Origin of the sequence: Burkholderia sp. HI2761 (assembly GCF_002223355.1) — a bacterium.
In the GTDB taxonomy this organism is placed as follows: Bacteria; Pseudomonadota; Gammaproteobacteria; order Burkholderiales; family Burkholderiaceae; genus Burkholderia.
In genome coordinates, this window is record NZ_NKFN01000009.1 from 379,165 (window position 1) to 405,002 (window position 25,838).

General features: G+C 67.2%; 17 protein-coding genes. 11 read left to right on the plus strand and 6 right to left on the minus strand.

The window, feature by feature from the left end:
* The first annotated feature begins 302 nt into the window (after positions 1-302).
* Positions 303-3,359 carry a beta strand repeat-containing protein gene (locus CFB46_RS33695; protein WP_089502479.1) on the plus strand — a complete coding sequence of 1,019 codons (3,057 nt, stop codon included), beginning with the start codon at positions 303-305 and terminating at the stop codon, positions 3,357-3,359.
* Between the two features lie 336 nt (positions 3,360-3,695).
* Here the strand turns inward: CFB46_RS33695 and CFB46_RS33700 are convergent, their stop codons facing one another.
* A complete protein-coding gene (locus CFB46_RS33700; RefSeq protein ID WP_027786547.1) occupies positions 3,696-4,709 on the minus strand; it encodes a LacI family DNA-binding transcriptional regulator in 1,014 nt (337 codons plus the stop codon).
* A 235-nt stretch (positions 4,710-4,944) separates the two neighbouring features.
* On the opposite strand from CFB46_RS33700, the gene CFB46_RS33705 reads away from it, so the two are divergent.
* The 6 genes from CFB46_RS33705 (at position 4,945) to CFB46_RS33730 (ending at position 12,576) form a co-directional block, all read left to right on the plus strand.
* Positions 4,945-6,099 carry an ABC transporter ATP-binding protein gene (locus CFB46_RS33705; protein WP_027786548.1) on the plus strand — a complete coding sequence of 385 codons (1,155 nt, stop codon included), beginning with the start codon at positions 4,945-4,947 and terminating at the stop codon, positions 6,097-6,099.
* Positions 6,100-6,162: 63 nt separating this feature from the next.
* Positions 6,163-7,401 (plus strand): ABC transporter substrate-binding protein, encoded by a 1,239-nt coding sequence (locus CFB46_RS33710; RefSeq protein WP_027786549.1) that lies wholly within the window; start codon positions 6,163-6,165, stop codon positions 7,399-7,401.
* A gap of 79 nt (positions 7,402-7,480) precedes the next feature.
* Positions 7,481-8,398, plus strand: coding sequence for a carbohydrate ABC transporter permease (locus CFB46_RS33715; protein ID WP_027786550.1), 918 nt, complete (start codon positions 7,481-7,483; stop codon positions 8,396-8,398).
* Positions 8,399-8,409: 11 nt separating this feature from the next.
* Positions 8,410-9,261, plus strand: coding sequence for a carbohydrate ABC transporter permease (locus tag CFB46_RS33720; RefSeq protein WP_027786551.1), 852 nt, complete (start codon positions 8,410-8,412; stop codon positions 9,259-9,261).
* A 35-nt stretch (positions 9,262-9,296) separates the two neighbouring features.
* Positions 9,297-11,267 (plus strand): beta-galactosidase, encoded by a 1,971-nt coding sequence (locus tag CFB46_RS33725; protein WP_027786552.1) that lies wholly within the window; start codon positions 9,297-9,299, stop codon positions 11,265-11,267.
* Between the two features lie 4 nt (positions 11,268-11,271).
* Positions 11,272-12,576 (plus strand): sugar efflux transporter, encoded by a 1,305-nt coding sequence (locus CFB46_RS33730; RefSeq protein ID WP_027786553.1) that lies wholly within the window; start codon positions 11,272-11,274, stop codon positions 12,574-12,576.
* A gap of 43 nt (positions 12,577-12,619) precedes the next feature.
* Here the strand turns inward: CFB46_RS33730 and CFB46_RS33735 are convergent, their stop codons facing one another.
* The 3 genes from CFB46_RS33735 to CFB46_RS33740 form a co-directional block, all read right to left on the minus strand.
* Positions 12,620-13,780 (minus strand): glycoside hydrolase family 53 protein, encoded by a 1,161-nt coding sequence (locus CFB46_RS33735; protein WP_027786554.1) that lies wholly within the window; start codon positions 13,778-13,780, stop codon positions 12,620-12,622.
* 274 nt (positions 13,781-14,054) lie between these two features.
* The gene (locus tag CFB46_RS36190) at positions 14,055-14,225 is read right to left on the minus strand and encodes a hypothetical protein (RefSeq protein WP_175884989.1); all 171 of its coding nucleotides are present in this window, start codon (positions 14,223-14,225) and stop codon (positions 14,055-14,057) included.
* A 169-nt stretch (positions 14,226-14,394) separates the two neighbouring features.
* Positions 14,395-15,306, minus strand: coding sequence for a DUF72 domain-containing protein (locus CFB46_RS33740; RefSeq protein ID WP_027786555.1), 912 nt, complete (start codon positions 15,304-15,306; stop codon positions 14,395-14,397).
* A gap of 278 nt (positions 15,307-15,584) precedes the next feature.
* Here CFB46_RS33740 and CFB46_RS33745 point away from each other — a divergent pair, with 278 nt between their 5' ends.
* Complete coding sequence (locus CFB46_RS33745) at positions 15,585-17,756, plus strand: TonB-dependent siderophore receptor (protein WP_089502466.1); 2,172 nt, start codon at positions 15,585-15,587, stop codon at positions 17,754-17,756.
* A 16-nt stretch (positions 17,757-17,772) separates the two neighbouring features.
* Here CFB46_RS33745 and CFB46_RS33750 read toward each other — a convergent pair whose 3' ends face one another.
* Positions 17,773-18,588, minus strand: a complete 816-nt coding sequence (locus tag CFB46_RS33750) for a response regulator transcription factor (protein ID WP_027786557.1) — start codon at positions 18,586-18,588, stop codon at positions 17,773-17,775.
* Positions 18,589-19,718: 1,130 nt separating this feature from the next.
* Between CFB46_RS33750 and CFB46_RS33760 the strand changes: the two genes are divergently transcribed.
* Both CFB46_RS33760 and CFB46_RS33765 read left to right on the plus strand, forming a co-directional pair.
* Positions 19,719-23,312, plus strand: a complete 3,594-nt coding sequence (locus CFB46_RS33760) for a YadA-like family protein (RefSeq protein WP_027786558.1) — start codon at positions 19,719-19,721, stop codon at positions 23,310-23,312.
* A 337-nt stretch (positions 23,313-23,649) separates the two neighbouring features.
* Positions 23,650-24,057: a VOC family protein gene (locus CFB46_RS33765; protein ID WP_027786559.1), complete on the plus strand. Its 408-nt coding sequence runs from the start codon at positions 23,650-23,652 to the stop codon at positions 24,055-24,057.
* Positions 24,058-24,243: 186 nt separating this feature from the next.
* Here CFB46_RS33765 and CFB46_RS33770 read toward each other — a convergent pair whose 3' ends face one another.
* Positions 24,244-24,630, minus strand: a complete 387-nt coding sequence (locus CFB46_RS33770; RefSeq protein ID WP_027786560.1) for a MerR family transcriptional regulator — start codon at positions 24,628-24,630, stop codon at positions 24,244-24,246.
* A gap of 98 nt (positions 24,631-24,728) precedes the next feature.
* Between CFB46_RS33770 and CFB46_RS33775 the strand changes: the two genes are divergently transcribed.
* Positions 24,729-25,625 carry an alpha/beta fold hydrolase gene (locus CFB46_RS33775; RefSeq protein WP_152777276.1) on the plus strand — a complete coding sequence of 299 codons (897 nt, stop codon included), beginning with the start codon at positions 24,729-24,731 and terminating at the stop codon, positions 25,623-25,625.
* Positions 25,626-25,838: the final 213 nt, after the last annotated feature.

Sequence of the window (25,838 nt, forward strand, 5' to 3'; positions counted from 1 at the left end):
CCGCTCGCGATGGAGGGGGGCGTCGTGAGCGGTCGATCGTTGTTGGTCGTCGATCGATGGTTTGATAGTTCGATGATGGTTGGTTTTCAGATTCGCATTGAAGACGTTTCGTGATGCGAATCAATTTTCATGAAGTGCGCCGCTTGGTGTTTGGTATCCCGTTGCATCGGCCTGTTTGAACCTGTTTCAACGCTTTGCCGTATCGGGCAATCCGCGAACGATTCGCGCCGCCTTCGGGCGATGGGGTCCACGCGTCATCGCTCGAGCTGTTCCGCGGTTGTCCAACCGAAATGAGGTTATTCATGAAAACGAAAATGAACGCGAAATTGACAGGCATCGCCTTGTCGGTCGGGGTTTTGTTCAGCCTGGCCGCCACGGCGTCCCAGGCGGGGGTCGTGACTGCCGTGCCGGGAAGTCTCAGCAATACCGACGGCGTCATCATCGAAGGCGCATCGCCGGCGCCCGACGGGCTCATCGGCACCGTGACGGGATGGGGGAATGGGGCGGTGACGGTCGGCAGCCCGAATGCAGGCGGTATCTCGATCGGGATGGCCGGGTCGGGGACGGGAACCGCGGCGATCGATATCGGTAGCGGATTGCTCGAGCCGGTCGCGGGTGCGGCCGGCACGGTGACGGGGGCGTTGGGTGGCATCGGCGGGAGTGGCGGTGCGACGGGTGGTCTTGGCGGTGTCGTTGGCACGGTGACCGGTGCACTGGGCGGTCTTGGTGGAAGCGGTGGTGCGACGGGTGGTTTGGGTGGTGTCGTCGGGACGGTGGGCAACGCGGCCAGCGGTGCGGTCGGTGCTGTGACGGGTGCCTTGGGTGGTGTGGGCGGCGGCGGTGCGACTGGTGGTCTCGGTGGTGTCGTTGGCACGGTGACCGGTGCGCTGGGTGGTCTTGGTGGAAGCGGTGGTGCGAGGGGTGGCTTGGGCGGTGTCGTCGGGACGGTGGCGAACACGGCAACTGGCGCGGTCGGTACGGTAACGGGTGCTTTGGGTGGTGTTGGCGATCCGACCGGTGGGCTTGGTGGCGTCGTTGGCACGGTAACCGGTGCACTGGGTGGCATCGGTGGCGGCAATCCGACGGGCGGCCTCGGTGGTGTTGTCGGGACGGTGGCGAACACGGCAACTGGCGCGGTCGGCGCTGTGACGGGTGCCTTGGGTGGTGTTGGCGATCCGACCGGGGGTCTCGGTGGTGTCGTTGGCACGGTAACCGGTGCACTGGGCGGCATCGGTGGCGGCGGGACCGGTGGTCTCGGCGGTGTTGTCGGCACGGTAGCGAATACGGCGACGGGTGCAGTCGGAACGTTGACTGGCACGCTGGGTGGCGTCGGCGGTGGGACCGGTGGTCTCGGCGGTGTTGTCGGCACGGTAGCGAATACGGCGACGGGTGCAGTCGGAACGTTGACTGGCGCGCTGGGTGGCGTCGGCGGTGGGACCGGTGGTCTCGGCGGCGTTGTCGGCGCGGTAGCGAATACGGCGACGGGCGCAGTCGGAACGCTGACTGGCGCGCTGGGCGGCGTTGGTGGCGGGACCGGTGGTCTCGGTGGCGTCGTTGGAACGGTGGGCAACGCGGCAAGCGGCGCAGTCGGTACGGTGACAGGTGCCTTGGGTGGTGTCGGCGATCCGACAGGCGGTCTTGGTGGTGTGGTCGGTACGGTAATCGGTGCACTGGGTGGCATCGGCGGTGGCAATCCGACTGGCGATCTCGGCGGTGTTGTCGGCACGGTAGCGAATACGGCCACGGGTGCAGTCGGAACCCTGACTGGCGCGCTGGGTGGCGTCGGCGGTGGGACCGGTGGTCTCGGTGGTGTTGTTGGAACGGTGGGCAACGCGGCAAGCGGTGCAGTCGGTACGGTGACGGGTGCCTTGGGTGGTGTCGGCGATCCGACTGGTGGGCTTGGTGGTGTGGTCGGTACGGTAACCGGTGCGCTGGGTGGCATCGGTGGCGGCGGGACCGGCGGCCTCGGCGGCGTTGTCGGCACGGTAGCGAATACGGCGACGGGTGCAGTCGGAACGCTGACTGGCGCGCTGGGCGGCGTGGGCGGTGGGACCGGTGGTCTCGGTGGTGTTGTTGGAACGGTGGGCAACGCGGCAAGCGGCGCGGTCGGTACGGTGACGGGTGCCTTGGGTGGTGTCGGCGATCCGACCGGCGGGCTTGGTGGCGTGGTTGGCACGGTAACCGGTGCACTGGGTGGCATCGGTGGCGGCGGGACCGGCGGCCTCGGCGGTGTTGTCGGCACGGTAGCGAACACGGCCACGGGTGCAGTCGGAACGTTGACTGGCGCGCTGGGCGGTGTTGGTGGCGGGACCGGTGGTCTCGGTGGCGTCGTTGGAGCGGTGGGCAACGCGGCAAGCGGCGCGGTCGGTACGGTGACAGGTGCCTTGGGTGGTGTCGGCGATCCGACTAGCGGGCTTGGTGGCGTGGTTGGTACGGTAACCGGTGCGCTGGGTGGCATCGGTGGTGGCGGGACCGGTGGTCTCGGCGGCGTCGTTGGCGCGGTCGGCAACACGGCAACGGGCGCAGTCGGAACGTTGACCGGCGCAGTGGGCGGTGCCGGCGGTGCGACCGGTGGTCTCGGCGGCATTGTGGGCACGGTCGGCAACACGGCAACCGGTGCAGTCGGAACGCTGACCGGCGCAGTGGGCGGTGCCGGCGGTGCGACCGGCGGCCTCGGTGACATCGTAGGCACGGTCGCCAATACCGGCACGGGCGTCGTCAACGCCGTCACCGGAGTCGCCGGCAACGGCGGCGCGCTGATCACGCCGATCACGAGCATCGTCGGCAATCTCGGCGGTTCGCTGCCGGTCGGCGCAGCGACTGGTGCGATTGGCGCAATGTCCGGCGCGGTAACCGGCATCGCCGGCACCGGCACGGCGGCAATCACGCCGATCGCATCGACCGTCACGTCGTTGATCGGATCCGCCACGGGCGGCGCCGGCAACGTCGTCGGCTCGGGAACCGGCGTCCTCTCCGGCGCAACCGGCGCGGCGGGCTCGCTCGCGACGGTCACCACAGGCCTGGCGGGCTCGCTCGCGCACACCGTAACCAGTACCACCGGCGCGGTCGCCGCGACCCTGCCGGCATTGAGTGTCGCGCTCAACGGCGGCACGGCGGCCGGCGCAGTCGGCGGTGTGACGAACGCCGCCGGGGCGCTCATCTCCGGTGGCGCGACGGTCGCCAACGCGGCGGTGCAATCGGTCGGTTCGGCCGTCGGTGCGGTGGCCGGCGTCGTTCCCGCGCTGGCGGTTTCGCTGAACGGCAATTCCGCGCAAGGCGGAGGCAGTTCGTCGGGCGGTCTGCTGGCACCCGTGACGTCGCTCGTCACTTCGCTCACCGTCCCGGTGATCAAGAAGTAGGCGACGTCGATATCGCGGCCGCCGCATGCTCCGGGCGACCGCGAATCATCACGCTACACGCGCGTCACCCACAACGCCGGCGGGACGACGAATCGTGTCGACTCGCGCGGCGTTGTCTCGGTGACGCGCCATTTTGCGTTTCGCGGAGCGGTGGCGTCGGATGCCGCTCTCTCGGACTTCCGATCTCTTCCTGCCCGCATCGGTTCGCCGCGCGTCGAAGGGGCGATGTACGTTTCCCGCCCTCGTCGAATGCGAAAACGCAAACCGCGCGACCGACGCCACGCCGTTCATTGCCGACGCATACGCCGCACGCGCAAACGCGTGCATGTCGAACCGTCAGTCCGGCGCCACCCCGGTCGATTCGCGCACGACGAGCTCGGGCGCGCCGATCGTATGCACGGCCGCGGACGGCTCGATCCCGTCGATCATGTCGAGCGTCAGCGCGATCGCCCGCGCGGCAATCTGCGCGGTCGGGAACCGTACGGTCGTCAGCGCGGGGCGGAACTGGTGGGCGAGCTGGATATCGGTCATGCCGACCACCGACAGATCGGCCGGTACGCGCAAGCCGAGATCGGCGGCGGCCTGCATCGCGCCGATCGCCATCAGGTCGTTGGTCGCGAACAGCGCGGTGAGGCCCGGCTTTTCCCGTAGCAGCGCGGCGGCCGCTTCGTAGCCGCCTTCGATCGAGTCGTGCGCCGACACGGTCGTCAGCGCATTCGCCGGATGGCCGCGCGCGGCGAGTTCGTCGGCGAAACCGCGCAGCCGCACCGACTGCGGTCCGCCCGAACCCTTGCCGACGAGCGCGCCGAACGCGCGATGCCGCAACCCGGACAGATGCGCGGCCGCCAGCGCGCCCGCCGCCGCGAAATCGACGGTCACGCACGGCAGCGTGCGCGACGCATGCACGTGTTCCCACATGCACAGCACGATCGATGCGCCGTGACGCGTGATGTCGGCGAGTTCGGCTTCGGCCAGATCGGTGTTCATCACGATCGCGCCGGCCGCGAGCGTGCCCGCGATCCGCTCGAGGTAGTTGCGCGTGATCGCCGGATCGTCGTCGGTATTCGACACGAGCAGGTAATGGCCGCGCTTGCGCGCCTCGCGTTCGGCGGCCAGCACGAACTCCGGGTAGAACGGGTTCGTGATGTTCGACAGCATCAGCGCGAGCGTCGACGTGCGGCCTTCCGCGAGCGCGCGTGCGGTCAGGTTCGGCCGATAGCCGAGCTCGCGGATCGCGGCCATCACGCGCTCGACGGTCGCCGGCTTCACCTTCTGCGGATTGCGCAGCACGTTCGAGACGGTCGCCGCCGTGACGTTCGCGCGTCGCGCGACTTGGGCGAGTGTCACCATGCGAGGGCTCCGTTCGGCCGGGCAGCGCCGCAAGAGAACAGTAAGGCGGGGGAGTGTCTGCTCATATTCTGGGAGTGTGTCCCACAAGTTGCACAGGGACAGCCGATACGCTAATTTCTCGACACATCAGAGGAAGGAGACGACATGGTACGGCGAACCGGGCGAATCGAACCACAGAAATTTAAGCGTTTAAATTTTCCGATCCGATGCGTGTGACCGGCCAGAGGAGAGCGCGATGACCGCCATTTCATTGAAGGATGTCTCCAAGCGCTACGGCGACCATGCGCCGGTGCTGCGCGACGTGAACCTCGAGATCGCGTCGCACGAATTCTGCGTGTTTCTGGGCCCGTCGGGCTGCGGGAAATCCACGCTGCTGAGAATGATCGCGGGGCTCGAGGACGTGACCGAAGGCGAACTGCGGATCGACGGCGCGCGGATGAACGACACGCCGCCCGCGGAGCGCGGCGTCGCGATGGTGTTCCAGAGCTATGCGCTGTTTCCGCACATGACCGTGTTCGACAACATCGGTTTCGGGCTGCGGATCGCCGGCACGCCGAAGGACGAAATCCGCCGCCGCGTGACCGAGGCCGCGCGCGTGCTGCAGCTCGACGCGCTGCTCGATCGCAAGCCGAAGGCGTTGTCGGGCGGGCAGCGGCAGCGCGTCGCGATCGGCCGCGCGATCGTGCGCGAGCCGCGCGTGTTCCTGTTCGACGAACCGCTGTCGAATCTCGATGCGACGCTGCGCGGCCAGACGCGAGTCGAAATCGCGCGGCTGCACGCGCGCTTCACGCAATCGAGTTCGGTCTACGTCACGCATGACCAGATCGAGGCGATGACGCTGGCCGACCGGATCGTGCTGCTGCACGCGGGCGACGACGTCGCGCGCTTCGGCAGCATCGCGCAGGCCGGTGCGCCGCTCGAGCTGTATCACCGGCCGGCCAACCGCTTCGTCGCGGGCTTCATCGGCTCGCCGCGGATGAATTTTCTGCCGGCGGTGGTCGACGCAGGCGATGCGCACGGCTGCCGGCTGACGCTGGAAGGGTCCGGCGAAATGCTCACGCTGCGCGATCGCCCGTTGCCGCGCCACGTCGGCCGCGGCGCGCGCGTGACGCTCGGGATCCGTCCCGAGCACCTGACGGTCGCGGCGTCCGGCGATGCCGGGTTGCCGTCGATCGTCCGCGACGTCGCGCTCGTCGAGCAGCTCGGCGAAGCCGCGTACGTGCATCTCGACCAGCCCGATGGTGTGCCGCTACTCGCGAAACTGCCGGGGCAGGCCGCATTGCGGCGCGGCGAGCGCCACGCGTTCCGCGTGCCGCCGTCGAGCTGTCACCTTTTCGACGAAGCCGGCATCGCATTGCCGGCCATCCACGCCGAAGCGGCGTTCGCGTAACGGCGCAATGCCGACCCGCCGCATGCGACGCGGCATTCAACACACCAATACCAGGAGACAACGATGAAACTTCGTGCGAGCCGACTGCTGCTTGCCCTGACGACTGCCGCGGCATGCGCCGCGGGCACGGCCGACGCGGGCACGCTGAAAGTGAACGTCGCCGCGCGCGGCAACCAGCGCGCGACGTGGCAGGCAGCGTTCGACCAGTTCCACAAGGCGAATCCGGATATCGATCTGAAGGTCAGCTACGTCGGCGAGGAGGCATACAAGGTGCAGATGTCCGGGTGGCTCGCGACCGATCCGCCCGACGTGCTGAGCTGGAACAACGGCGAACGGCTTGCGTATTTCGCGAAGCGCGGGCTGATCGAGGACCTGAGCGCGGACTGGCAGAAGAACGGCTGGAACGACACGTATGCGTCCGTCAAGCAGTCGTCGACCTACGGCGGCAAGCTTTACAGTTTGCCGCTCGGCTATGACGCGTACGGGTTGTTCTATCGCAAGGACCTGTTCGAGAAGGCCGGGATTCACGGCGAGCCGGCCGACTGGCCGCAGTTTCTCGACGCGTGCCGCAAGCTGAAGGCGGCCGGCATCGCGCCGATCGCGGTGGCCGCGCGCGATGCGTGGACGCTCGCTGCGTGGTTCGACTACCTCGACCTGCGGATCAACGGCTATGCGTTTCACCAGAAGCTGATGGCCGGCGACGTCGCGTATACCGATTCGCGCGTGCGTGCCGTGTACGCGGCGTGGAAGAAGCTGATCGACGACAAGTATTTCATCGACAACGCGCTGTCCTACGACGTCGATTCGTTGAGCCCGCTGATCGTCAACGGCCAGGCCGCGATGACGCTGATGGGCACGTGGTATTCGGCAGGACTGCTGAGCGCGACGCGCAACCCGATCAGCTTCTTCCGCTTTCCGGTGATCGACGCGTCGGTGCCGCTGGCGGAGGACGGCCCGGTCAATGTGCTGATCGTCCCCGCGAAGGCGCACAACAAGGCCGATGCGCGCCGCTTCCTCGCGTTCATGGGGCAACCGGCGGTCAGCGGCGAATTCGCGAAGGGAATGGGGCAACTGCCGTCGAACAACAAGGCGCCGGAGCCGCAGGACCCGATCTCGAAGATCGGCTTTCACACGCTCGCGACGACGCCGGGCGGGATCGCGCAGTTCTACGACCGCGACATGACGAAGGAAATGGCCGACGAGGGGATGAAGGCGATGCAGCAGTTCCTGTCCGATCCGACGCAGCTCGATGCGATCCTGCAGCGCCTCGAGCAGACCCGCAAGCGCATCTACCGGAAGTAATGCGCCGCGCGGCCGGGCCGGCGCTGCCGGTCCGGTGCTTCGTCGTCACCGTTACGTTCGTTTCATCGAAGGTCATCTCATGTCAACCAGCCTGTCCGAAAGTGTCGCGCGCCGCGATGCCGGCTTGCAGCGGCCTGCACGCGCGTCGCTCGCGCGGCGGCGCAACCGCGCGGCCCTGTGGTTCGTGCTGCCGGGTTTCGCGCTCTTCACCGTGTTCGTGCTGTATCCGATCGTCAGCAGCATCTGGCTGAGTTTTCATCACTGGGACGGGATGACGCCGATGACGTTCGCGGGGCTCGACAACTATCGCGAGCTGCTGCAGTCCGACACCTTCTACGTCGCGCTGAAGAACAACGTGCTGTGGCTCGTGCTGTTTCTCGCCGCGCCGCCGCTCGGCCTCGCGCTCGCGCTGTACCTGAACCAGAACGTGTTCGGCATCCGGCTCGTGAAGTCGCTGTTTTTCGCGCCGTTCGTGCTGCCGGGCGTCGTGGTCGGTCTCGTGTTCTCGTGGTTCTACGACCCGACGTTCGGGCTGCTGAAGCTGATCGTCGGGCACGGGATCCCGGTGCTCGGCGATCCGCGCTATGCGACCTACGGCGTGATCGCCGCCGCGCTGTGGCCGCAGATTCCGTTCTGCATGATTCTCTACCTGACCGGGCTGACCGGCATCAACGGCGAGATCGTCGAAGCGGCGCGGATGGAAGGCGCGCGCGGCTTCACGCTGCTGTGGCACGTGATCCTGCCGCAACTGCGGCCCGCGACGTTCATGGCGGTCGTGCTGACCGTGATCGGCGCGCTGCGCAGCTTCGACCTGATCTCGGTGATGACGGGCGGCGGCCCGTTCGACAGCTCGACCGTGCTCGCATATTTCATGGTCGACCAGGCGATCAAGTATTACCGCGAAGGCTATTCGGCCGCGATCGCGGTCGTGCTGTTCGCGATCATGCTCGTCTATATCGTGTGGCAGCTTCGCAAGCTGGTGCGCGTCGAGTCGTAAGGATAACCAACATGTATCCGATGCCCGTGTCCCGCTGGGGACGTCCCGCCCGTCTGCTGTACCGGCTATCGCTGCCGTGCGCGCTCGCGCTGTGGCTCGTGCCGCTGCTCGCGGTGCTCGTCACGTCGATCCGATCGACCGACGAGATCATGGCCGGTCATTACTGGGACTGGCCGAAGCAGTTCGCGCTCGTCGCCAACTACGGCGCCGCGCTCACGCAGACGCCGATGCTTCATTACTTCGCGAACAGCCTCCTGATCACGGTACCGTCGGTCGCCGCGTCGATCCTGCTCGCGTCGCTTGCCGGGCACGCGCTCGCGAACTACCGGTTCCGCGGCAATCTCGTGCTGCTCGGGCTGTTCGTCGCCGGCAATTTCGTGCCGATCCAGATTCTGATGATCCCGGTGCGCCAGATCATGCTCGGCGTCGGCCTCTACAACACCGTGTGGGCGCTCGTGCTGTTCCATACCGCGTTCCAGACCGGCTTCTGCACGCTGTTCCTGCGCAACTTCATCCGCGAGCTGCCGTTCGAGCTGATCGAGGCCGCGCGCGTCGAAGGCGCGTCCGAGTGGGCGATCTACTTGCGCGTGGTGCTGCCGCTCGTGCGGCCCGCGCTCGCGGCGCTCGCGATCCTCGTGTTCACGTTCGTATGGAACGACTACTTCTGGGCGCTGTGCCTCACGCAAGGCGACGACGCGGCGCCGATCACCGTCGGCGTCGCCGCGCTCAAAGGGCAGTGGACGACGGCCTGGAACATCGTGTCGGCCGGCTCGGTACTCGCCGCGCTGCCGTCGGTCGCGATGTTCTTCGCGATGCAGAAGCACTTCGTCGCGGGGCTCACGTTCGGCGCGACCAAGGGCTGACCGTCCCATCCTCTTTCTTCAGCAAGGAATCCACGATGCACCTCGGCGTTTGTTACTACCCCGAACACTGGCCGCGCGAACAATGGGATCGCGATGCACGGCGCATGGCCGAACTGGGCCTGACCCGCGTGCGGATCGCCGAATTCGCGTGGAGCCGGATGGAGCCGGAGCCCGGCCGCTACGACTGGGCGTGGCTCGACGAGGCGATCGACACGCTCGCGCGCCGGCAGTTGAAGATCGTGCTCGGCACGCCGACCGCCGCGCCGCCGAAGTGGCTCGTCGATCGTCATCCGGAGATCCTGCCGGTGGGCGCGGACGGCGCGGTGTGGCAGTTCGGCTCGCGTCGCCATTACGACATCGCGAGCCCGGTGTATCGCGAGCACTGCGTGCGCATCGCCGACGCGATGGCGCGGCGCTACGGCGCCCATCCGGCGGTGATCGCGTGGCAGACCGACAACGAGCTCGGCTGCCACAACACGCTGCCCAGCTACACGCGTGCGGCGCTCGAAGGCTTCCGCGCGTGGCTCGCCACGCGTTATGGCGACATCGGCGCGCTGAACCGCGCGTGGGGCAACGTGTTCTGGAGCATGGAGTATCGCGGCTTCGACGAGATCGAGCTGCCGCGTCATACGCCGACCGACGCGAATCCCGCGCACCTGCTCGACTTCCGGCGCTATCAGTCGGACGAGGTCGCGCGGTTTCATGCCGCGCAGGTCGACGCGATCCGTCCGCACGCGCCGGGCCGCGACGTGCTGCATAACTTCATGGGATTTTTCACCGAGTTCGATCACTACGCGTTCGCACGCGGCGGCCTCGACGTCGCCGCGTGGGACAGCTATCCGGTGCCGCGTACCGAAGTGCTGCCGCTCGATGAGGCGGACAAGCGACGCTGGGCCCGCACCGGGCATCCGGACGTGTCGGCGTTCTCGCACGATCTGTATCGCGGGGTCGGCAACGGCCGGATGTGGGTGATGGAGCAGCAGGCGGGGCCCGTCAACTGGGGGCCGTACAACCCGGTGCCGCATGCGGGCGCGGTGCGGCTGTGGACGTGGGAAGCGTTCGCGCATGGCGCGGAACTCGTGTCGTATTTCCGCTGGCGGCAGTATCCGCACGCGCAGGAGCAACTGCACTCGGGACTCAACGCGCCGGACGACCGGTTGTCGCCGGGCGGTCATGAAGTGGCGCGCGTCGCACGCGAGATCGCCGCGCTGGATCCCGCGCTCGTCGTCGGCGAGCGTGAGACGGCCCGCGTCGCGCTGCTGTTCGACTACGAGGCAGACTGGATGATCCGCATCCAGCCGCACGGCGCCGACTTCGACTATCAGCAGCACGCGTTCGACTGGTATCGCGCGCTGCGCGAGCTAGGGCTCGACGTCGATATCGTCGCGGCCGATGCCGACGTGTCGCGTTATGCGTTCGTCGTCGTGCCGACGCTGCCTGTCGTGACGGATCGCGTCGTCGAGCAGGCCGCGCGCGGAAACGCACATTGGTTGTTCGGGCCGCGCACGGGTTCGCGCACCGCGGAATTCGCGATCGCGCCGGGTCTCGCACCGGGCAAGCTGCGCGACGTGCTGCCGGTGCGGATCGGCCAGGTCGAATCGCTGCGGCCTTCGCTCGCGCCGCGTGTGTCGTTCGACGGTGTCGACGGCCATGCACTGAAATGGCGCGATCACATCGACATGGAATCGCCGGCCGACATAGACGTGCTGGCCGCCTGCGACGACGGTGTGCCGGCGCTCGTGCGGCGCGGTTACGTCACGATGGCGACGGCCTGTTTCGATCGGACGCTGTTGCGCGCGATCGTTGCCCGCTGCGCACGCGATGCCGGCCTGCCGATGCGTGCGCTGCCGGACGGTGTGCGGTTGCGTCGACGCGGGCGGGTAACGTTCGCGTTCAACTACGGTGACACGTCGTGCACGCTGCCCGCGCCGGACGGTGCGCGCTTCGTGCTCGGCGGCCGGGAACTCGGCGCGGTGGACGTGGCCGCCTGGGTCGAGCCGGACTGACGCGATGCAGTCGTTGCGGTCGCTGCGGTTGCATTTCGCGCGCCTGGCGGGGATCGCGTACTTCGTACCGCTGTCCGCGGCGGCGCTGATGCTCGGCGTCGCGATGTCGTTCACCGCGCCGTACCTGTCGCTGTTCGGCGTGGAGGCGGCGGGAATGTCGCCGCTGCTCGCGGGCGTGTTCATGACGCTGATCGCGGCGAGCGGGGTGGTCGCGAGCACGTGGGCCGGACGCTGGTCGGATCGCCGCGACCGGCACCGGCCGCTGCTCGTCGTGTCGCTCGCGGCGGCCGCGCTGGGCTTCGCGCTGCTGTGCGTATTGCGGACGCACGGGCCGGTGATCGCAGCCGGCACGATCCTGCTCGGCGCGGGCGCCGTGTCGCTGTCGCAGATCTTCTCGTTCGCGCGCGCGGTACTGCCCGTCGCCGACGATGCGCAGCGCGAACTCGCGTCGGCCGCGCTGCGCACGATGCTGTCGATCGCGTGGGTGTTCGGTCCCGCGCTCGGTGCGCTGATTCTCGCGCAGACGGGTTTTACCGGGCTCTTTCTAGCGGCTTCCGTGGGCTTCGTCGCATGCGCGGCGATCGTCGCGCGGATTCCGGAGCCGGTGCGGCGGCCCACGGCGGCGCATGTGCGCGCAGTCGATCGCGCCGCGGCGCCGCCGGACGAGGCGACGGCTGGCGTCGCCGCGCCTCGCGCGAGCGTGCTGCGGACCCTCGTCGCGCTCGCGCTGATAGGGCTGGCGGCGAACGCGACGATGATCGTGCTGCCGCTCTACATCGTGCGTGGACTCGGCGGCACGCCGACGAACGTATCGGCGGCGCTCGGGCTGGCCGCATTGCTCGAAATCCCGATGATGCTGTGGCTCGGCGTCCGGTCGACGCGGCTGGACAAGGCGCGCTGGCTGATGGCGTGCGCGCTCGTGCATGCGGCGTATTTCATCGGGCTCGCGGCGGTGTCGCGGGTCGATGCGATCCTGCCGCTGCAGTTGTTGAGCGCATGCGTGGTCGCGATCACGTCGTGCCTCGGGATGACGCGCGTGTGCGATTTGATGCCGTCGCGCCCCGGCACCGCCACCGCGATGTTCTTCAGCACGGCGCGCGTCGGCTCTATCGCGTCGGGCGTGCTGTCGGGCGCGTGCGTCGACCTGTTCGGCTATCGCGCGACATTCGCGGGCTGCTGTGGGCTCGCGCTCGTCGCGTTCGCGCTGCTCGCCCGGGATGCGCACGGCGGGCGGGGCGGAGCCGGCGGCACAAGCGGCACAAGCGGCACGGCGACGCCCGCGCGTCGCCGCTTCGACGCACCGCACTGACGCGCGCTGCGCCGGTGCGGTGACGCCGTCACGACGTGCCGCGTCAGCGCTGGCGATATGCGTCGAGCGACGACAGGGCGTGGCCGTGGAAGTCGAACAGCGTGTTGTTGTCCCACTGATCGCCCGCGCCGACCTTCCAGCCGACGCCCGGCGTCGGAATCCACTCCGGCTCCCACCAGAACACGCCCTTGCCGCGATGGCCCGGCACACCCTTCACGATATCGACGACCGCCGCGAGGAATTGCGCCTGCCCGGCCGGCGACGGCGGGAACGCGGTCGAGCCCGTGTTCGTCATCGCGTTCGGCTCGGAGTCGCCGTCGCTGGTGGTCCACGGATACGCGGTCTCGACGACGATCAGTTCCTTGTCGTAGCGCACCGCGAGATCGTTCGCGTTGTTGCGCAGGTCGTCGAGCGCGCCTTGCCACTGCGGGTAATACGACAGGCCGATCACGTCGAACGCGACCCCGCGTTGCGTCGCGCTGTCGAACCACCAGCGGCTTTTCGCGTTGTCGCCGCCGCTGTCGATGTGCAGCATCACCTTGATGCGCGGATCGACGGCCTTCACCGCATCGTGGCCCGCCTTCAGCAACTGAGCGAGGTTGTCCCACTGGTCGTAGCGGCCGAGCGGCCACAGCATGCCACCCGTGATCTCGTTGCCGATCTGCACCCACTCCGGCCGCACGCCGGCGCGCTGCAGTTGGCGCAGCACGTCGGTCGTATAGGCCGACAGCAGCGCGCACGTATCGGCGAGATTCTTGCCGGCCCACGCGTGCGGCGGGTATTGCTTGCCGGGGTCGGCCCACCAGTCGCTGTAGTGGAAATCGATCAGGATGCGCATCCCGAGCGCGGCCGCGCGCCTGGCGAGCGCAACGACATGGGCCGCATCGTTGTAGCCGGCCGCGGCGCTCTGATTCGCCGGGAAGAAATCCGGATTGCCCGGATCGTTCCATACCTTGATGCGGATCGAGTCGACGCCGTGCGCGTGCAGGATCTTCAGGCAGTCGCGCGGGTGCCCGCGGTCGAAGTACTGCGCGCCGTGCGCCTCGAGTTCCGGTAGCGTCGACACGTCGGCGCCCATCGCGAACGGGGCGCTGCCCGCGGCACGCGTGACGGCCTGCGCGAAGGCCGGCAGCGGGCCGGCCAGGTCGAGACAGGCAAGCGCCGCGGTCGAAACGCTCCATTTCAGCATCGATCGTCTGTTCATCGTCATCCTCCAGGTGAGGGATCCCGTCGGATGCGGGATCGCCGGCTTCAAAAAATTTTAAGCGCTTAAATTTGCGGCCCCGATACGAGGCCGGATCGAGCGTAGCGCAACCGCTGTCGCCTACGCAAAGGACGCATGCGTTGCCTACTATCTGGTGAGGTGGGGAGGCGCGCGCATTCCCGGCGTCCCGCCGTGCGCGCGAAACGGCCATTGGACGTACGTCAGGAATCCGGACGATGCCGCCCGATCGTGCAGGGCAGGCGCCCGTGACGTGTTACGACCGATCTCGATTCCGCGCGCGCGTCGCGCCGGTGATGACCGCGATGCCGAACAGGATGACGGCCACGATCTCGATGATGTACTGCGCGACGTGCAGCGTCATCAAGCCCCAGGCGACGCCGCCGATGAAAATGATCCATCCGACCAGGTAGATAAGCAGGGTCATCGCTTTCTCCTTGCAGTGTTTGGTTCATGGCGCCGCTTGCCGGTCGTGAAAAATTTACCGGGCGCGCGGTGCGCGCGATGAGGAGATGATCTCGCAGCACCGGAGCATATTGCGCGCCCGGCCTCGCGGTTCCCGACGGCATTTTTCGGCATGCGGCTTGCTAGCCGCTTCATTCGGATGCCGTGTCGTGCGCATGCAGCCCGAGCCGCGCCATCAGCCGCCCGGCGTCGAACGGCGCTTGCGTTTTCGTGTCGTTGTCGAAATAGCAGTACACGTCGCGCGTGGCCGCGCGCGGCGGTTGCAGCGCGGGTGCGGCGAGACGCGCATCGTCGGGCTGCCCGCCCTGGCTCCACGTTTCGATTCTGCGTGCCCATCGCTCGAGCGCCGCATCGGAGTATTCGCCTGAATACTTCGTTTCGGTGCCGTGCAGCCGCATGTAAACGAAACGCGCGCTCAGATCCTCGAACTGGGGCCACGCCTCGGTCGAATCCGACACGACGAGCGCGACCTTGTGGCGGCGCAGCAGCTTCACGAACGCCGGATCCACGAAGCTCTCGTGCCGCACTTCCACCGCGTGGCGCAACGCTCGCTTGCGGTCGATCTCCAGATACGTCGCCCGGACGTGCGAATCGTGCCGGCGGGCGAGCGCGAGTGCGGCTTCCGTATCGTGCGGCAGCAAGCTCAGGAAGTGCTCCATGTGCGCCGGGTCGAAACGCAGCGACGGCGGGAATTGCCACAGCAACGGCCCGAGCTTGTCCTTCAGCGCGAGCAGCCCCTGGGCGAAAAAATTCGCGCACGCGACCGTGGCTGCTTCGTCGCGAAAACGCAGTATGTGCGTCAGGTAGCGCGAGCCCTTGACGCTGAACACGAACCCCGGCGGTGTTTCGGCATACCAGCGCCGCCAGCTGTCCGGCGCTTGCAGGCTGTAGTGCGTGCCGTTGATTTCGATCGTCTGCATCCGGCCCGATGCATACCGCAGCTCGCCGGCCTGCTTCAGGTCGTCCGGGTAGAAGGTCCCCCGCCAGCCGGGGTAGCGCCAGCCTGAAATGCCGATGTGAATCCTGCCTGATGTGCGTGTCACGTCGATGCCCGGCTATGCCGGGTCCCTGATGAGGTTCGGGCGACGCGCAATATGCGTGCCGCCCCGTCACCGGTCCAATTCTTTTTTTAAAGACCGCGCCACGTTCGGCCGGTATGATCGCTGCGCTCGCGAACGGCGCGATCGGCCGGTGCGTACCGATCCACGCTTCACTGCCTTCGCCAGCACGGTAATCACGACACCACCGGACGGACCCCGACGATACGCGGTCCGTCGATCCGGCCGAACGGGCCAACCCAGCACGACGGAGTATCGAGACGATGTGGATGGAGACAGAGGCGGGGCGGCGCGCGACGGCGATCGCGGCTGGCGGAGCATTGTGCATGGCCGCCGCGGGCGGTGCGCACGCGCAGGCATCGGCGCCGGCCGCGGCGGCCGTGCTGCCGGCCATCGACGTGCGAGGGCCGACCGATGCTTCGGCCGTCGGGCTCGTCGGGCGGCGCACCGCCACCGGCACCAGGACCGACACGCCGATCGACGAGATTCCGCAAACGATCAACATCGTGACCGCGCAACAGATCGAGATGACCGGCGCGGCCGACCTGAACCAGGCGTTGCGCTACGTGCCGGGTTTCGCGACGTTCGGCGCCGACAGCCGCACCGACTGGTATGCGGCGCTGCGCGGCTTCACGCCGACGCTGTACGTCGACGGCCTGCCGGCGCCGGACACGGCCGTGATCGCGAACTGGCGCGTCGATCCGTACACGATCGATTCGATCGCGGTGCTGCGCGGGCCGACGTCGGTGCTGTACGGCGCGGGTGAGCCCGGCGCGATCGTCGACGCGCAGACGAAGCGCGCCGACGGCGCGCGCGTGCGTGAAGCCGGCGTGCAGATCGGCAACGATGCGCGCAAGCAAGCCATGCTCGATGTCGGCGACAGGCTCGATCCGGACGGCAAGTATGCGTACCGCTTCGTCGGCGTCGCGCGCGACGGCAACGCGGTGACCGGCCCGAACGGCGACCGGCGGGTCGCGCTCGCGCCGTCGTTCCGGTGGCGGCCGAACGCCGACACGTCGCTGACGTTTTCCGCGATGTACCTGCAGGACAGCGGCGACATCTCGTCGAACTTCCTGCCCGCTCAGGGCACGGTGCTGCCGAACCCGAACGGCCGCCTGTCGCAGGACATCTACATGGGCGACCCGTCGTTCAACGACTACCGCAAGAAGCAATGGTCGCTCGGCTACGCGCTGGAACACCGCGTGAACGCGATCTGGACGCTGCATCAGGACGTGCGCTGGTCGCACCTGTCGCTCGACGATGCGACGGTGTTCGGCAACGGCCTCGTGCCCCGCAGCACGACGAACATGATGCGTTTCGCGGGGCTGTTCCAGCTCAACTACAGCCGGCTCGACATCGACAATCATGCGCAGGCGCGCTTCGGCACGGGGCCGCTCGAACACACGCTGCTGTTCGGCCTGCAGTTCGACCGGCAGACGACGACCAACAGCGTGCAGCTTGCGCTCGCGCCGTCGCTCGACCTGTACCACCCCGTCTATCGGCCCGTGACGGCCGCGATCTTCTCCGGCCCGACGTCGCTCGGCCACGTCGACCAGTACACCGCGATGAACGGGTTCGGCGTGTATGCGCAGGACCAGATCCGCTGGCAGCGCTGGACGCTGACGCTCGGCGGCCGCGAGGACGTCGTGAACGCGCGCTTCGACGACCGGACCGCCGGCACGCATGCGCAGCAGGACGTCAGTGCGTTCTCCGGACGCGTCGGGCTTACCTATCGCGGCGACGCCGGGTTATCGCCGTACGTCAGCTATTCGACGTCGTTCGATCCGGTCATCGGCGTGCGGATGTTCGGCGGCGGCTTGCCGAAGCCGACCCGCGGCACGCAGACGGAAGCCGGGCTACGCTGGCAGCCGGCCGGCCGGAACCTGATGCTGAATGCGGCCGTGTATCAGATCGACCAGACCAACGTCGTGACGCCGACGCCGGTCAATCTCGACCCGAGCGCGACGACGTCGGTGCAGACCGGCAAGGTGCGCTCGCGCGGCATCGAGCTGAGTGCGGTCGGCAAGGTGACGCGCGAGGTGTCGATCGTCGCGTCGTATCTCTATCAGGACGTCAAGAACGTGCAGGCGAACGACGCGTCGCTGAACCACTGGCCGGTGTCCGTACCGCTGCCGCGGCAGATGGCGTCGATGTGGGCCGACTGGACCTGGCACACGGGCGCGCTGGCCGGTCTCGGCATCGGCGGCGGCGTGCGCTACCAGAGCGCATCGGCCGGCGCGCCGGACAATTCGCTGACGGTGCCGAGCGCGACGCTTTACGACCTCGCGATCCATTATGACCTGCCGCGCTGGCGCTTCGCGGTGAACGTCGCGAACCTGTTCGACCGGCGCTATGTGAGCGGCTGTCAGTCGTACGCCGTGTGCGTGTTCGGCAACGAGCGGACCGTGCTGGCCAGCGCGAAATACAACTGGTGAGCGCGTCGCATGCGGCCTACACGCGGCGTTGCGGCGCCCGGGTAACGGTGCGCGCGCCCGCATGGCCCTGGCGTCGCCATTCGGTCGGCGTGATGCCGAAACGTTCGCGGAACGCGGTGGCGAAATTGGCCGGCGTGGAAAAGCCGATTTCCTTCGCGATACTGGCGATGCTGAGCGACGTGGAATCCAGCAGATCCTGCGCGATCCGCAGCCGCTCGTAGCGCAGATATTCGAATACCGTCTGGCCGAGATTGTCGCGAAACGCGCGCGACAAGCGCTTTTCGTGCGTGCCGACCGCACGCGCCAGTTCCTCCACCGTCGGCGGATCGTTGAGCGTGCGCGACAGGTGGCGGATGGCCGCGCGCACGATGATGTCGTCGTCGTTGCCGCCCGCGAACGGGCTTTCCGCCTGTTCCGTCCCGGCGGGCCGTTCGCGTTTCGCTCGCGAGAGCTGCACGCGAATCCGCGCGATCACCTCCGCCGGCTCGAACGGCTTCACCACATAGTCGACGCCGCCGATCTCGAGCCCCTCGAGCCGTTCGTGCAACGCGCCGGCCACGGTCAGGAAGATGATCGGGATCGCGCCCGTCAGCGGATCGGCGGCCAGCAGGCGGCATGCGGTGAAGCCGTCCATGCGCGGCATGCGCACGTCCATCAGGATCAGGTCGGGCATCAGCGCCTGCGCGCGCTGGCACGCTTGCTCGCCGTCGAATGCGATGCTGATCCGGCATCCCGTGCTGCGCAGGATGTCGGTCAGCAAACGGAGCTGGTCGGGTTGATCGTCGACGATCAGGATATGCGCGTCGCTCAATGCGGAGATCGATGAAGGCATCGTGCACCTGTTGTGAAAAGGCGGTTGGCTGCGTTTTCCGCGGGTGGCCTGCCCGGTGAGATGGAAACGTCGGAAGCCGCTCCGTGGCGATGCATCCGGCGCATCGCACGCTCGCATCGATTCCCGACAGGGTAGAACCGCGCGGCAGGCAACCGCTCGGCGCATCGCGCGGCGTTCGTCGTTTTGATCGCCGAGCCGGTCGGGACGCGACGCATTGCCGTGCTCGCGTGGAGAATGATCGCGACTGCCGGAATCGATGCGAGCGGAATTGTAGGAGCATATTGGAAATCCGGCCAGCCATGACCGCTTCATTCGCGCCATTCCATCTTCGTGATTATCGAAAATGTCGGTTTGCGACAGGGATGTGAAACGTCGAGGCGCGCAATTACTCGTGGTTTACGCGTATACCCAGTGAGAAGCCGCGTATCCGGCCGGCTTTCGGATTGTATTTTATGGAAAAACATTATTTGAATCCGCTTTGGCAAAGTATTTATCCGCCCGGTAAAAGATCTTGAATAACGGCGTCGAGCGGCAATCGTTTGCGGGGTGGGCTTATTTTACGTAACTCATTGAATATCCGGAATTTTACAATCTATAAAGAATGCCCGCTTTAATAATTCAAGTTCGTGTCTCATAATTCGTCCGAACTTTGAGTAACGGGTGGAGCAGGTAAGCGGAAGCACCGCAAGCGGTGACGGACGTTGCCTGACCCGGGGCCGGCGCATCAATTGATGATTGTCCAGGCATGTGCTCGCTGCACGAAGTGAAACCCGGTCGCCGGGGATGAAATAAAAGAAGCGGAGTGAGCCGCGATCGGTGCGGCGACAAATCGGGGATGGTCATGACGACGGGTTGAATCTCCGGATTCAGTCGGGGAAAGACTCGTCCATGGAAATCGATACGTATTCCTAATGCAGTTGTCGAATTAACGGAACGGGACGTCAGGCCGACGGCATGCCCCGGGCGTTCGAACGCCCGGTCGAAACGGATGCTCGACGCGTGTCGTGTCGACATGGCTTGCCCGGCGCCGGAATCCGCTTCCGAAACGAAGTCGCAATCGAAGTCGAAGCTGTCAATAAAAGTAAGTAGTCCATATTCAAACCAGACGCTACACAACGGAGCAGAAGACCATGAAGAGGAAGCAGATTTCGGCGCTCGCCGCCGCGATGTTCACGGGGGCGGGTGTGCTGATCGCCGGCGCCGCGCACGCGGACAATTTCGTCGACCGAGGCAACCCGGACAACGCGCTGAACGGCCAGTGCATCGACGGCACCAACCCGCTGTGCGTGGCAACGAAGAACGGCAGCTTCGTCGCGGTCAGTACCACGAACGTGACGCAGGGCACCAATGCGAAGGCAGGCTCCAGCGGTATCGCGATCGGCGACCAGTCGAATGCGAGCAGCAACGGCGGCAGCAGCAGCGGCGGCGCGATCGCGATCGGGGTCGGTTCGCAGGCGCTGGCGAATTCGTCCACCGCGATCGGCACGGTGGCGGTCGCGCAGGGCAACACGGCGCTGGCGATCGGCCGCCAGTCGGCCGCGGTCGGCGATTTCTCGATGGCGCTCGGCAACGTCGCGGATGCGCACGGCACGAGCTCGATCGCGCTCGGCCATTCGGCGCTGGCCAGCGGCGACCGTTCGGTCGCGATCGGCGGCGCGAACCCGACGTCGAGCGACGGCGTATCGGCCGGCGCCTCGTACGACGCGGCCACGCAGACGCGTGCGGCCGGCACGCAGTCGGTGGCGATCGGCGCGGGCGCGCAGACGAACGACAACAACCAGGTGGCGATCGGCTCGGGCAGCGTCGGCGCGAACAACGGCGGCACGCCGGTGTTCGGCGGCACGGCCGCGCCGGTCGGCGGCGCGGTGTCGTTCGGCGCGCTCGGCAAGGAACGCCAGCTCAAGAACGTCGCGGCCGGCGCGGCCGATACGGACGCCGTCAACGTCCAGCAGTTGAAGAACGTGAACAGTACGCTGAGCACGGGCATCGGCAATGTCGACGCACGCGTGACGTCGGTCGGCAATGCGCTGTCGACCTCGATCTCGAACGTCGACGCACGCGTGACCAGCGTCGGCAACAGCCTCAGCACGAGCATCGTCACGGCGACGCAGAACGTCGTGAAATACACCGACGATTCGCATGCGGCGATCGCGCTCGACGGCGCCACCGGCACGACGATCGGCGGCGTGGCTGCCGGCGTCGCCGATACCGACGCCGTCAACGTCGGCCAGTTGAAGGGCAGCATCGCGCCGCTGCAGACGTCCGTTTCGACGGCGGCTTCGAACATCACGAACCTGCAGAACAGCGTGACCGGCATCAACGGCTCGCTGAGCACCGCGGCGTCGAACATCGTCAACCTGCAGGCGGCCGATACGCGCAACGTCAAGTACGACGGCGCGAGCGGCTTCGACTCGGTGACGTTCGCCGGCCCGAACGGCACGACGCTGCACAACGTCGCGGACGGCAAGGACCTGCACGACGCAGTCAACGTCGGCCAGTTGACGGGCGGCCTCGCATCGCTCAGCACGAGCGTGACGAACAACCTCAGCACGACGCTCGGCAACCTGAGCACGTCGATCACCAGCCAGATCGGCAACGCGACGAAGAACGCGGTGCAGTACGACGACGATGCACACGGCGGCGTCACGCTCGGCGGCACGGGCGCCGCGGCGCCGGTCGGCCTGCACAACGTCGCGGACGGTGTGGCGGCAGGCGATGCCGTGAACGTGGGCCAGCTCGGCAAGGCGACCGACACGCTCAACCAGTCGATCACGACCGTCGGCAACCAGGTGACGACGAATACCGGCAACATCGCGGCGCTTCAGCAGGATGCGCTGCAATGGAACCCGGACCTCGGCGCCTACGATGCGAGCCACGGCGGCCACGGTCCGCAACTCATCAGCAACGTCGCGGCCGGCAAGAGCGGAACGGACGCGGTCAACGTCGATCAGTTGACCGCGGCGATTCACGACGGGACGAGCCAGCTCGATGCGCTCGCCGTCAAATACGACGATGCAAGCAAGCAGCAGGTGTCGCTCGGCGCGGGCAACGGCGGCAGCCCGGTGCGCGTGACCAATGTCGCGGAAGGCAACGTGGCGGCCGGCAGCACCGATGCGGTGAACGGCGCGCAACTGCGCCGCGCGACCGACGGCGCCGCGGCTGCGCTCGGCGGCGGCGCGAGCGCGAACCCGGACGGCTCGATCGGCGCACCGAACTACAAGATCGGCGGCAGCGCGTTCAACAACGTCGGCGACGCATTGACGAACCTCGACGGCCGCGTCGGCAGCAACACGACGACGCTCGAGAATCACGAAACGCGCATCGGCAACGCCGAGACGAATATCGCGGGCAACACGGCCGCGATTGCCGGGCTGCAACAGGATGCGCTGCAATTCGACCCGGCGCTCGGCGCGTTCAACGCCGCGCGCGGCGGTGCGCCGACGAAGCTGACGAACGTGGCCGACGGCAACCTCGCCGCGGGCAGCACGGATGCGGTGAACGGCGGCCAGTTGTCGGGCGTGAAGACCGCGCTCGAACAGCAGATCACGCAGGTGTCGAACCAGGCCGGCGAAGCCGTGAAAAACGTCGTCAAGTACGACGTCGACCCGAGCGGCAACCGGCTGAATTCAGTGTCGCTCGTCGGCGGCGACGCAACGTCGGCGGTCGTGCTGAAGAACGTCGCGGCGGGCACCAGCGATACCGACGCGGTGAACGTGAAGCAGTTGAAGGACGTGCAGTCGAACCTGAATCAGCTCGGCGCGCTCGCGGTGCAGTACGACGACAGCTCGAAGAGCACGATCACGCTCGGCGGTGCGGGCGGCACGCGCATCACCAACGTGCAGGCCGGCACGCTCGGCGCGACCAGCACCGACGCGGTGAACGGTTCGCAGCTCTACGCGACCAATCAGCAGGTGTCGAAGAACACCACCGACATTTCGAACCTGCAAGGCAGCGTGACCAACATCGCGAACGGCAAGGCCGGCCTCGTGCAGCAGCAGGATCCGAACGGCGCGATCACGGTCGGCAAGGACTCCGGCGGCGCGAGCGTGAACTTCACCGGCACGGCGGGCGACCGCGTGCTGACCGGTGTCGCGGCGGGCGTGAGCGACAACGACGCGGTCAACGTGGGTCAGTTCAACAACGCGCTGAAGAACGTGGCGGCCAACGACAAGATCCGTGCGGCCGCAACCGATTCGAACACCACGTGGATCGCGCGTGCCGATGCCGGTGCAATCGGTTCGACGGCGACCGCGACCGGCAAGAACGCGGTGGCGGTCGGGCAGGGCTCCGTCGCCGATCGCGACAACTCGTTCTCGGTCGGCGCGAAGGGCAGCGAGCGCCAGATCACGAACGTCGCGGCCGGCACGGCGCCGACCGACGCGGTGAACGTGCAGCAGCTGAACGACAACCTCGCGACGGCGTCGACGCAGGCGAAGGGTTATACCGACCAGCGCATCGGACAGGTATACAACTCGTTCAACGACCTGAAGAAGGACATGTACGGCGGCGTGGCGTCGGCGATGGCGGTGGCAGGCTTGCCGCAGCCGACGGGGGCGGGGCGCTCGATGGTATCGGCGGCGACGTCGAACTATCACGGCCAGCAGGGCTTTGCGGCCGGCTACTCGTACGTGACGGAGAGCAACCGCTGGGTCGTCAAGGCATCGGTAACGGGCAACGCGCGGTCGGACTTCGGCGCGGTGGTCGGCGCGGGTTATCAGTTCTGATGCAGGTCGCGTCGCGTTGAGCGATGCGCAGGTGCCGGGCAATGCATGCAAAGCCCGGTATTCGCCGTAGATCGGTGGCCCGGCGTCCGAGTGTGGACGCCGGGCCTTCGTCGTTTGACGCACGCCGGTGCGATCGGTCGCACGACGCCGAATGCGAGCAGCGCGATCCGTTGCGAGCGTCGCTCGCCGCCCGAACGACCGCCTCACGCGGGCTGGGCGTCCTTTCGGCGGGTGCGTCCAATGCGAGTTGTGGAATGCGAGCCCGCGCTCGTATTCTGAAGTCACCGGGCGGCACGGCATGGGGCCTGCGCCCACCACCGCATCGGAGCACGCGACAATGACCGAAACGACACCCACGATGAAGCTCAACCACCTGAGCTTTCCGTCCGCCGACACACTGGCGACCGCCCGATTCTTCGAGCGATACCTCGGCTTCACGATCGCGGGAAGCTGGGAGAAATCGTGGATCCTCAAACGCCCGGGTTTCGACGTCGTGATCGATCACGTCGGCGACGGCGTGCCCGCGTGGCCCGCCAATTTCCACGTCGGCTTCGAACTGCCGAGCCTCGATGCCGTGCAAGCGCTGTTCGCGCGCTTCAAGCAAGAGGGCGTCGCGATGGAGACGGGCGTCTTCAACAACGGGCGCGGTTCGCGCTTCTTTTGCCGCGCGCCGGGCGGCGTGATGTTCGAACTGAACACGCGCGCGGATGCCGCGCCGGAATATCAGGGCACCTTCGACGATTGACGCGAGGCGGTTCGTGCCGTGCCGCGCTCAATCGCAATCGCAATCGCTACCGCCGGCTCGGGTGAGGGCGAGGGACTCGATGACCGCGCGGGTACGCGACGGTTTGGTGATCTCCGTCCATTGCAGATGCGCGTATGAGTAGCCGAAGGGCGAGGAGAGGCGATCCGTGCCGCGAACGCCACCGCGTCAATCGAGCGGCGGCACCGCGCCATCCCGCAACATCTTGACGAGCCGCGCGCGCCGCTTTTCTAGATCGGCGATCTGACGGTCGATCGCTTCGAGGCGGTCGCGCTGGACGTCGGTGTTCTGATCGCACGAACGCGCGCCCTCGATCAGCAGCATGCAGTCCGGAAAGCCGCGAATGTCGTCGAGGGTGAAACCGGTCGCGATCATGCGCTGAATCTGTTTGACCTGCGTCACCGCCTTGTCGGGGAACAGGCGATAGCCGTTGCCGGCGCGCACCGACGCGAGCAAGCCGTGCTCGTCGTAGTGCCGGATCGAGCGCACGCTCGCGCCGGTGAGCTGCGCGAGTTTGCGGACGGTCAGCAGCGGTGGCGGAGGCGGGTTTTTCATGAAAGGCAGGTTAGCACGATTCGCTTGACTCTCACATCAGTGTGAGGGTTGAGACTGTACGCCCGTTCATCCTTACAGGAAAAATCGTGAATATCCGAATGCTGATCCACTGGCTGATTGCCGCGATCTGGTGGGCGACGCCCTTCGCATGGGCGTACGACGCGGCGGCCGCGCCGCTGAGCTATACCGTCACGTCGACGGACGGCGTGAAGCTGGCCGTTCAGGAAAGCGGCGACCCCGACGGCGTACCGATCATCCTGATTCACGGCCTGCTCGGCAGCCGTCTGAACTGGGACGCGCAGGTCCGCAGCCCCGAACTGCGTGGATTCCGGATCATCACGTACGATCTGCGCGGCCACGGGCTGTCGGACAAGCCGTCCGGCGCGCAGCCGTATCGCGACGGAACCCGCTGGGGCGACGATCTCGCCGCCGTCATCGAAGGCGCGCATGCGCGCAAACCCGTCGTGGTCGGCTGGTCGCTCGGCGGCGTGGTGATCTCGAACTACCTCGCCAGGTACGGCGATCGCGCGATCGCGGGCGCTGTGTACGTCGACGGCGTGGTCGAGCTTGCGCCGGGCCAGATCGTCGATCATCCGGACGTGTACCGGGACATGAACGCGACGGATCTGAAAACGCATCTCGACGGCGAACGTACGTTCGTCGGTCTGTGCTTCAACCGTCGGCCGGATGCCGTCACGTTCGAGCGGTTGCTCGCCAACGCCGCGATGGCGTCGTGGGACATGCAAAAGGCCATCCCGACGATGTCGGTGTTCGCCGCCGCGGGGCTCGGCAACGCGCGCGTGCCGCTGCTCTTCGTCTACGGCGGCCGCGACGCGCTGGTCGATACGCATGCGACGCTGGCCCGCGCGGCCGAGCTGAATCCACGCATTGCCAGCAAGGTGTACGCGGAGTCGGGGCACGCGCCGTTCATCGAGGAAGCCGAGCGGTTCAATCGCGATCTGGCCGAGTTCGTCCGGTCGGCGTCCTCGCCATGAAGTCGTGTGCCGTGCGGGCCGGCGATGTCGGGCCGGCGTGACCGGGATTCCGGCCGTGTTTATGACGCACGCCGATTAATTTATCGCTTTATATCGCTTGGGATTGCCGGATCGGAGGAACAGAATTTCTGCTGCCGGAACCCGCCCACAGCGGCGCCGCGTTCGCTTGGCGCCGCGATGATCGCGAAGGCACCTGCCCGGTTCCCGGCTTCA

What these genes read in the sequence shown, in the direction of transcription:
- CFB46_RS33695 (WP_089502479.1), top strand. Translation starts at nt 303, where the DNA reads ATGAAAACGAAAATGAACGCGAAATTGACAGGCATCGCCTTGTCGGTC.
- CFB46_RS33700 (WP_027786547.1), bottom strand. Translation starts at nt 4,709, where the DNA reads ATGGTGACACTCGCCCAAGTCGCGCGACGCGCGAACGTCACGGCGGCG.
- CFB46_RS33705 (WP_027786548.1), top strand. Translation starts at nt 4,945, where the DNA reads ATGACCGCCATTTCATTGAAGGATGTCTCCAAGCGCTACGGCGACCAT.
- CFB46_RS33710 (WP_027786549.1), top strand. Translation starts at nt 6,163, where the DNA reads ATGAAACTTCGTGCGAGCCGACTGCTGCTTGCCCTGACGACTGCCGCG.
- CFB46_RS33715 (WP_027786550.1), top strand. Translation starts at nt 7,481, where the DNA reads ATGTCAACCAGCCTGTCCGAAAGTGTCGCGCGCCGCGATGCCGGCTTG.
- CFB46_RS33720 (WP_027786551.1), top strand. Translation starts at nt 8,410, where the DNA reads ATGTATCCGATGCCCGTGTCCCGCTGGGGACGTCCCGCCCGTCTGCTG.
- CFB46_RS33725 (WP_027786552.1), top strand. Translation starts at nt 9,297, where the DNA reads ATGCACCTCGGCGTTTGTTACTACCCCGAACACTGGCCGCGCGAACAA.
- CFB46_RS33730 (WP_027786553.1), top strand. Translation starts at nt 11,272, where the DNA reads ATGCAGTCGTTGCGGTCGCTGCGGTTGCATTTCGCGCGCCTGGCGGGG.
- CFB46_RS33735 (WP_027786554.1), bottom strand. Translation starts at nt 13,780, where the DNA reads ATGAACAGACGATCGATGCTGAAATGGAGCGTTTCGACCGCGGCGCTT.
- CFB46_RS36190 (WP_175884989.1), bottom strand. Translation starts at nt 14,225, where the DNA reads ATGACCCTGCTTATCTACCTGGTCGGATGGATCATTTTCATCGGCGGC.
- CFB46_RS33745 (WP_089502466.1), top strand. Translation starts at nt 15,585, where the DNA reads ATGTGGATGGAGACAGAGGCGGGGCGGCGCGCGACGGCGATCGCGGCT.
- CFB46_RS33750 (WP_027786557.1), bottom strand. Translation starts at nt 18,588, where the DNA reads ATGCCTTCATCGATCTCCGCATTGAGCGACGCGCATATCCTGATCGTC.
- CFB46_RS33760 (WP_027786558.1), top strand. Translation starts at nt 19,719, where the DNA reads ATGAAGAGGAAGCAGATTTCGGCGCTCGCCGCCGCGATGTTCACGGGG.
- CFB46_RS33765 (WP_027786559.1), top strand. Translation starts at nt 23,650, where the DNA reads ATGACCGAAACGACACCCACGATGAAGCTCAACCACCTGAGCTTTCCG.
- CFB46_RS33770 (WP_027786560.1), bottom strand. Translation starts at nt 24,630, where the DNA reads ATGAAAAACCCGCCTCCGCCACCGCTGCTGACCGTCCGCAAACTCGCG.
- CFB46_RS33775 (WP_152777276.1), top strand. Translation starts at nt 24,729, where the DNA reads ATGCTGATCCACTGGCTGATTGCCGCGATCTGGTGGGCGACGCCCTTC.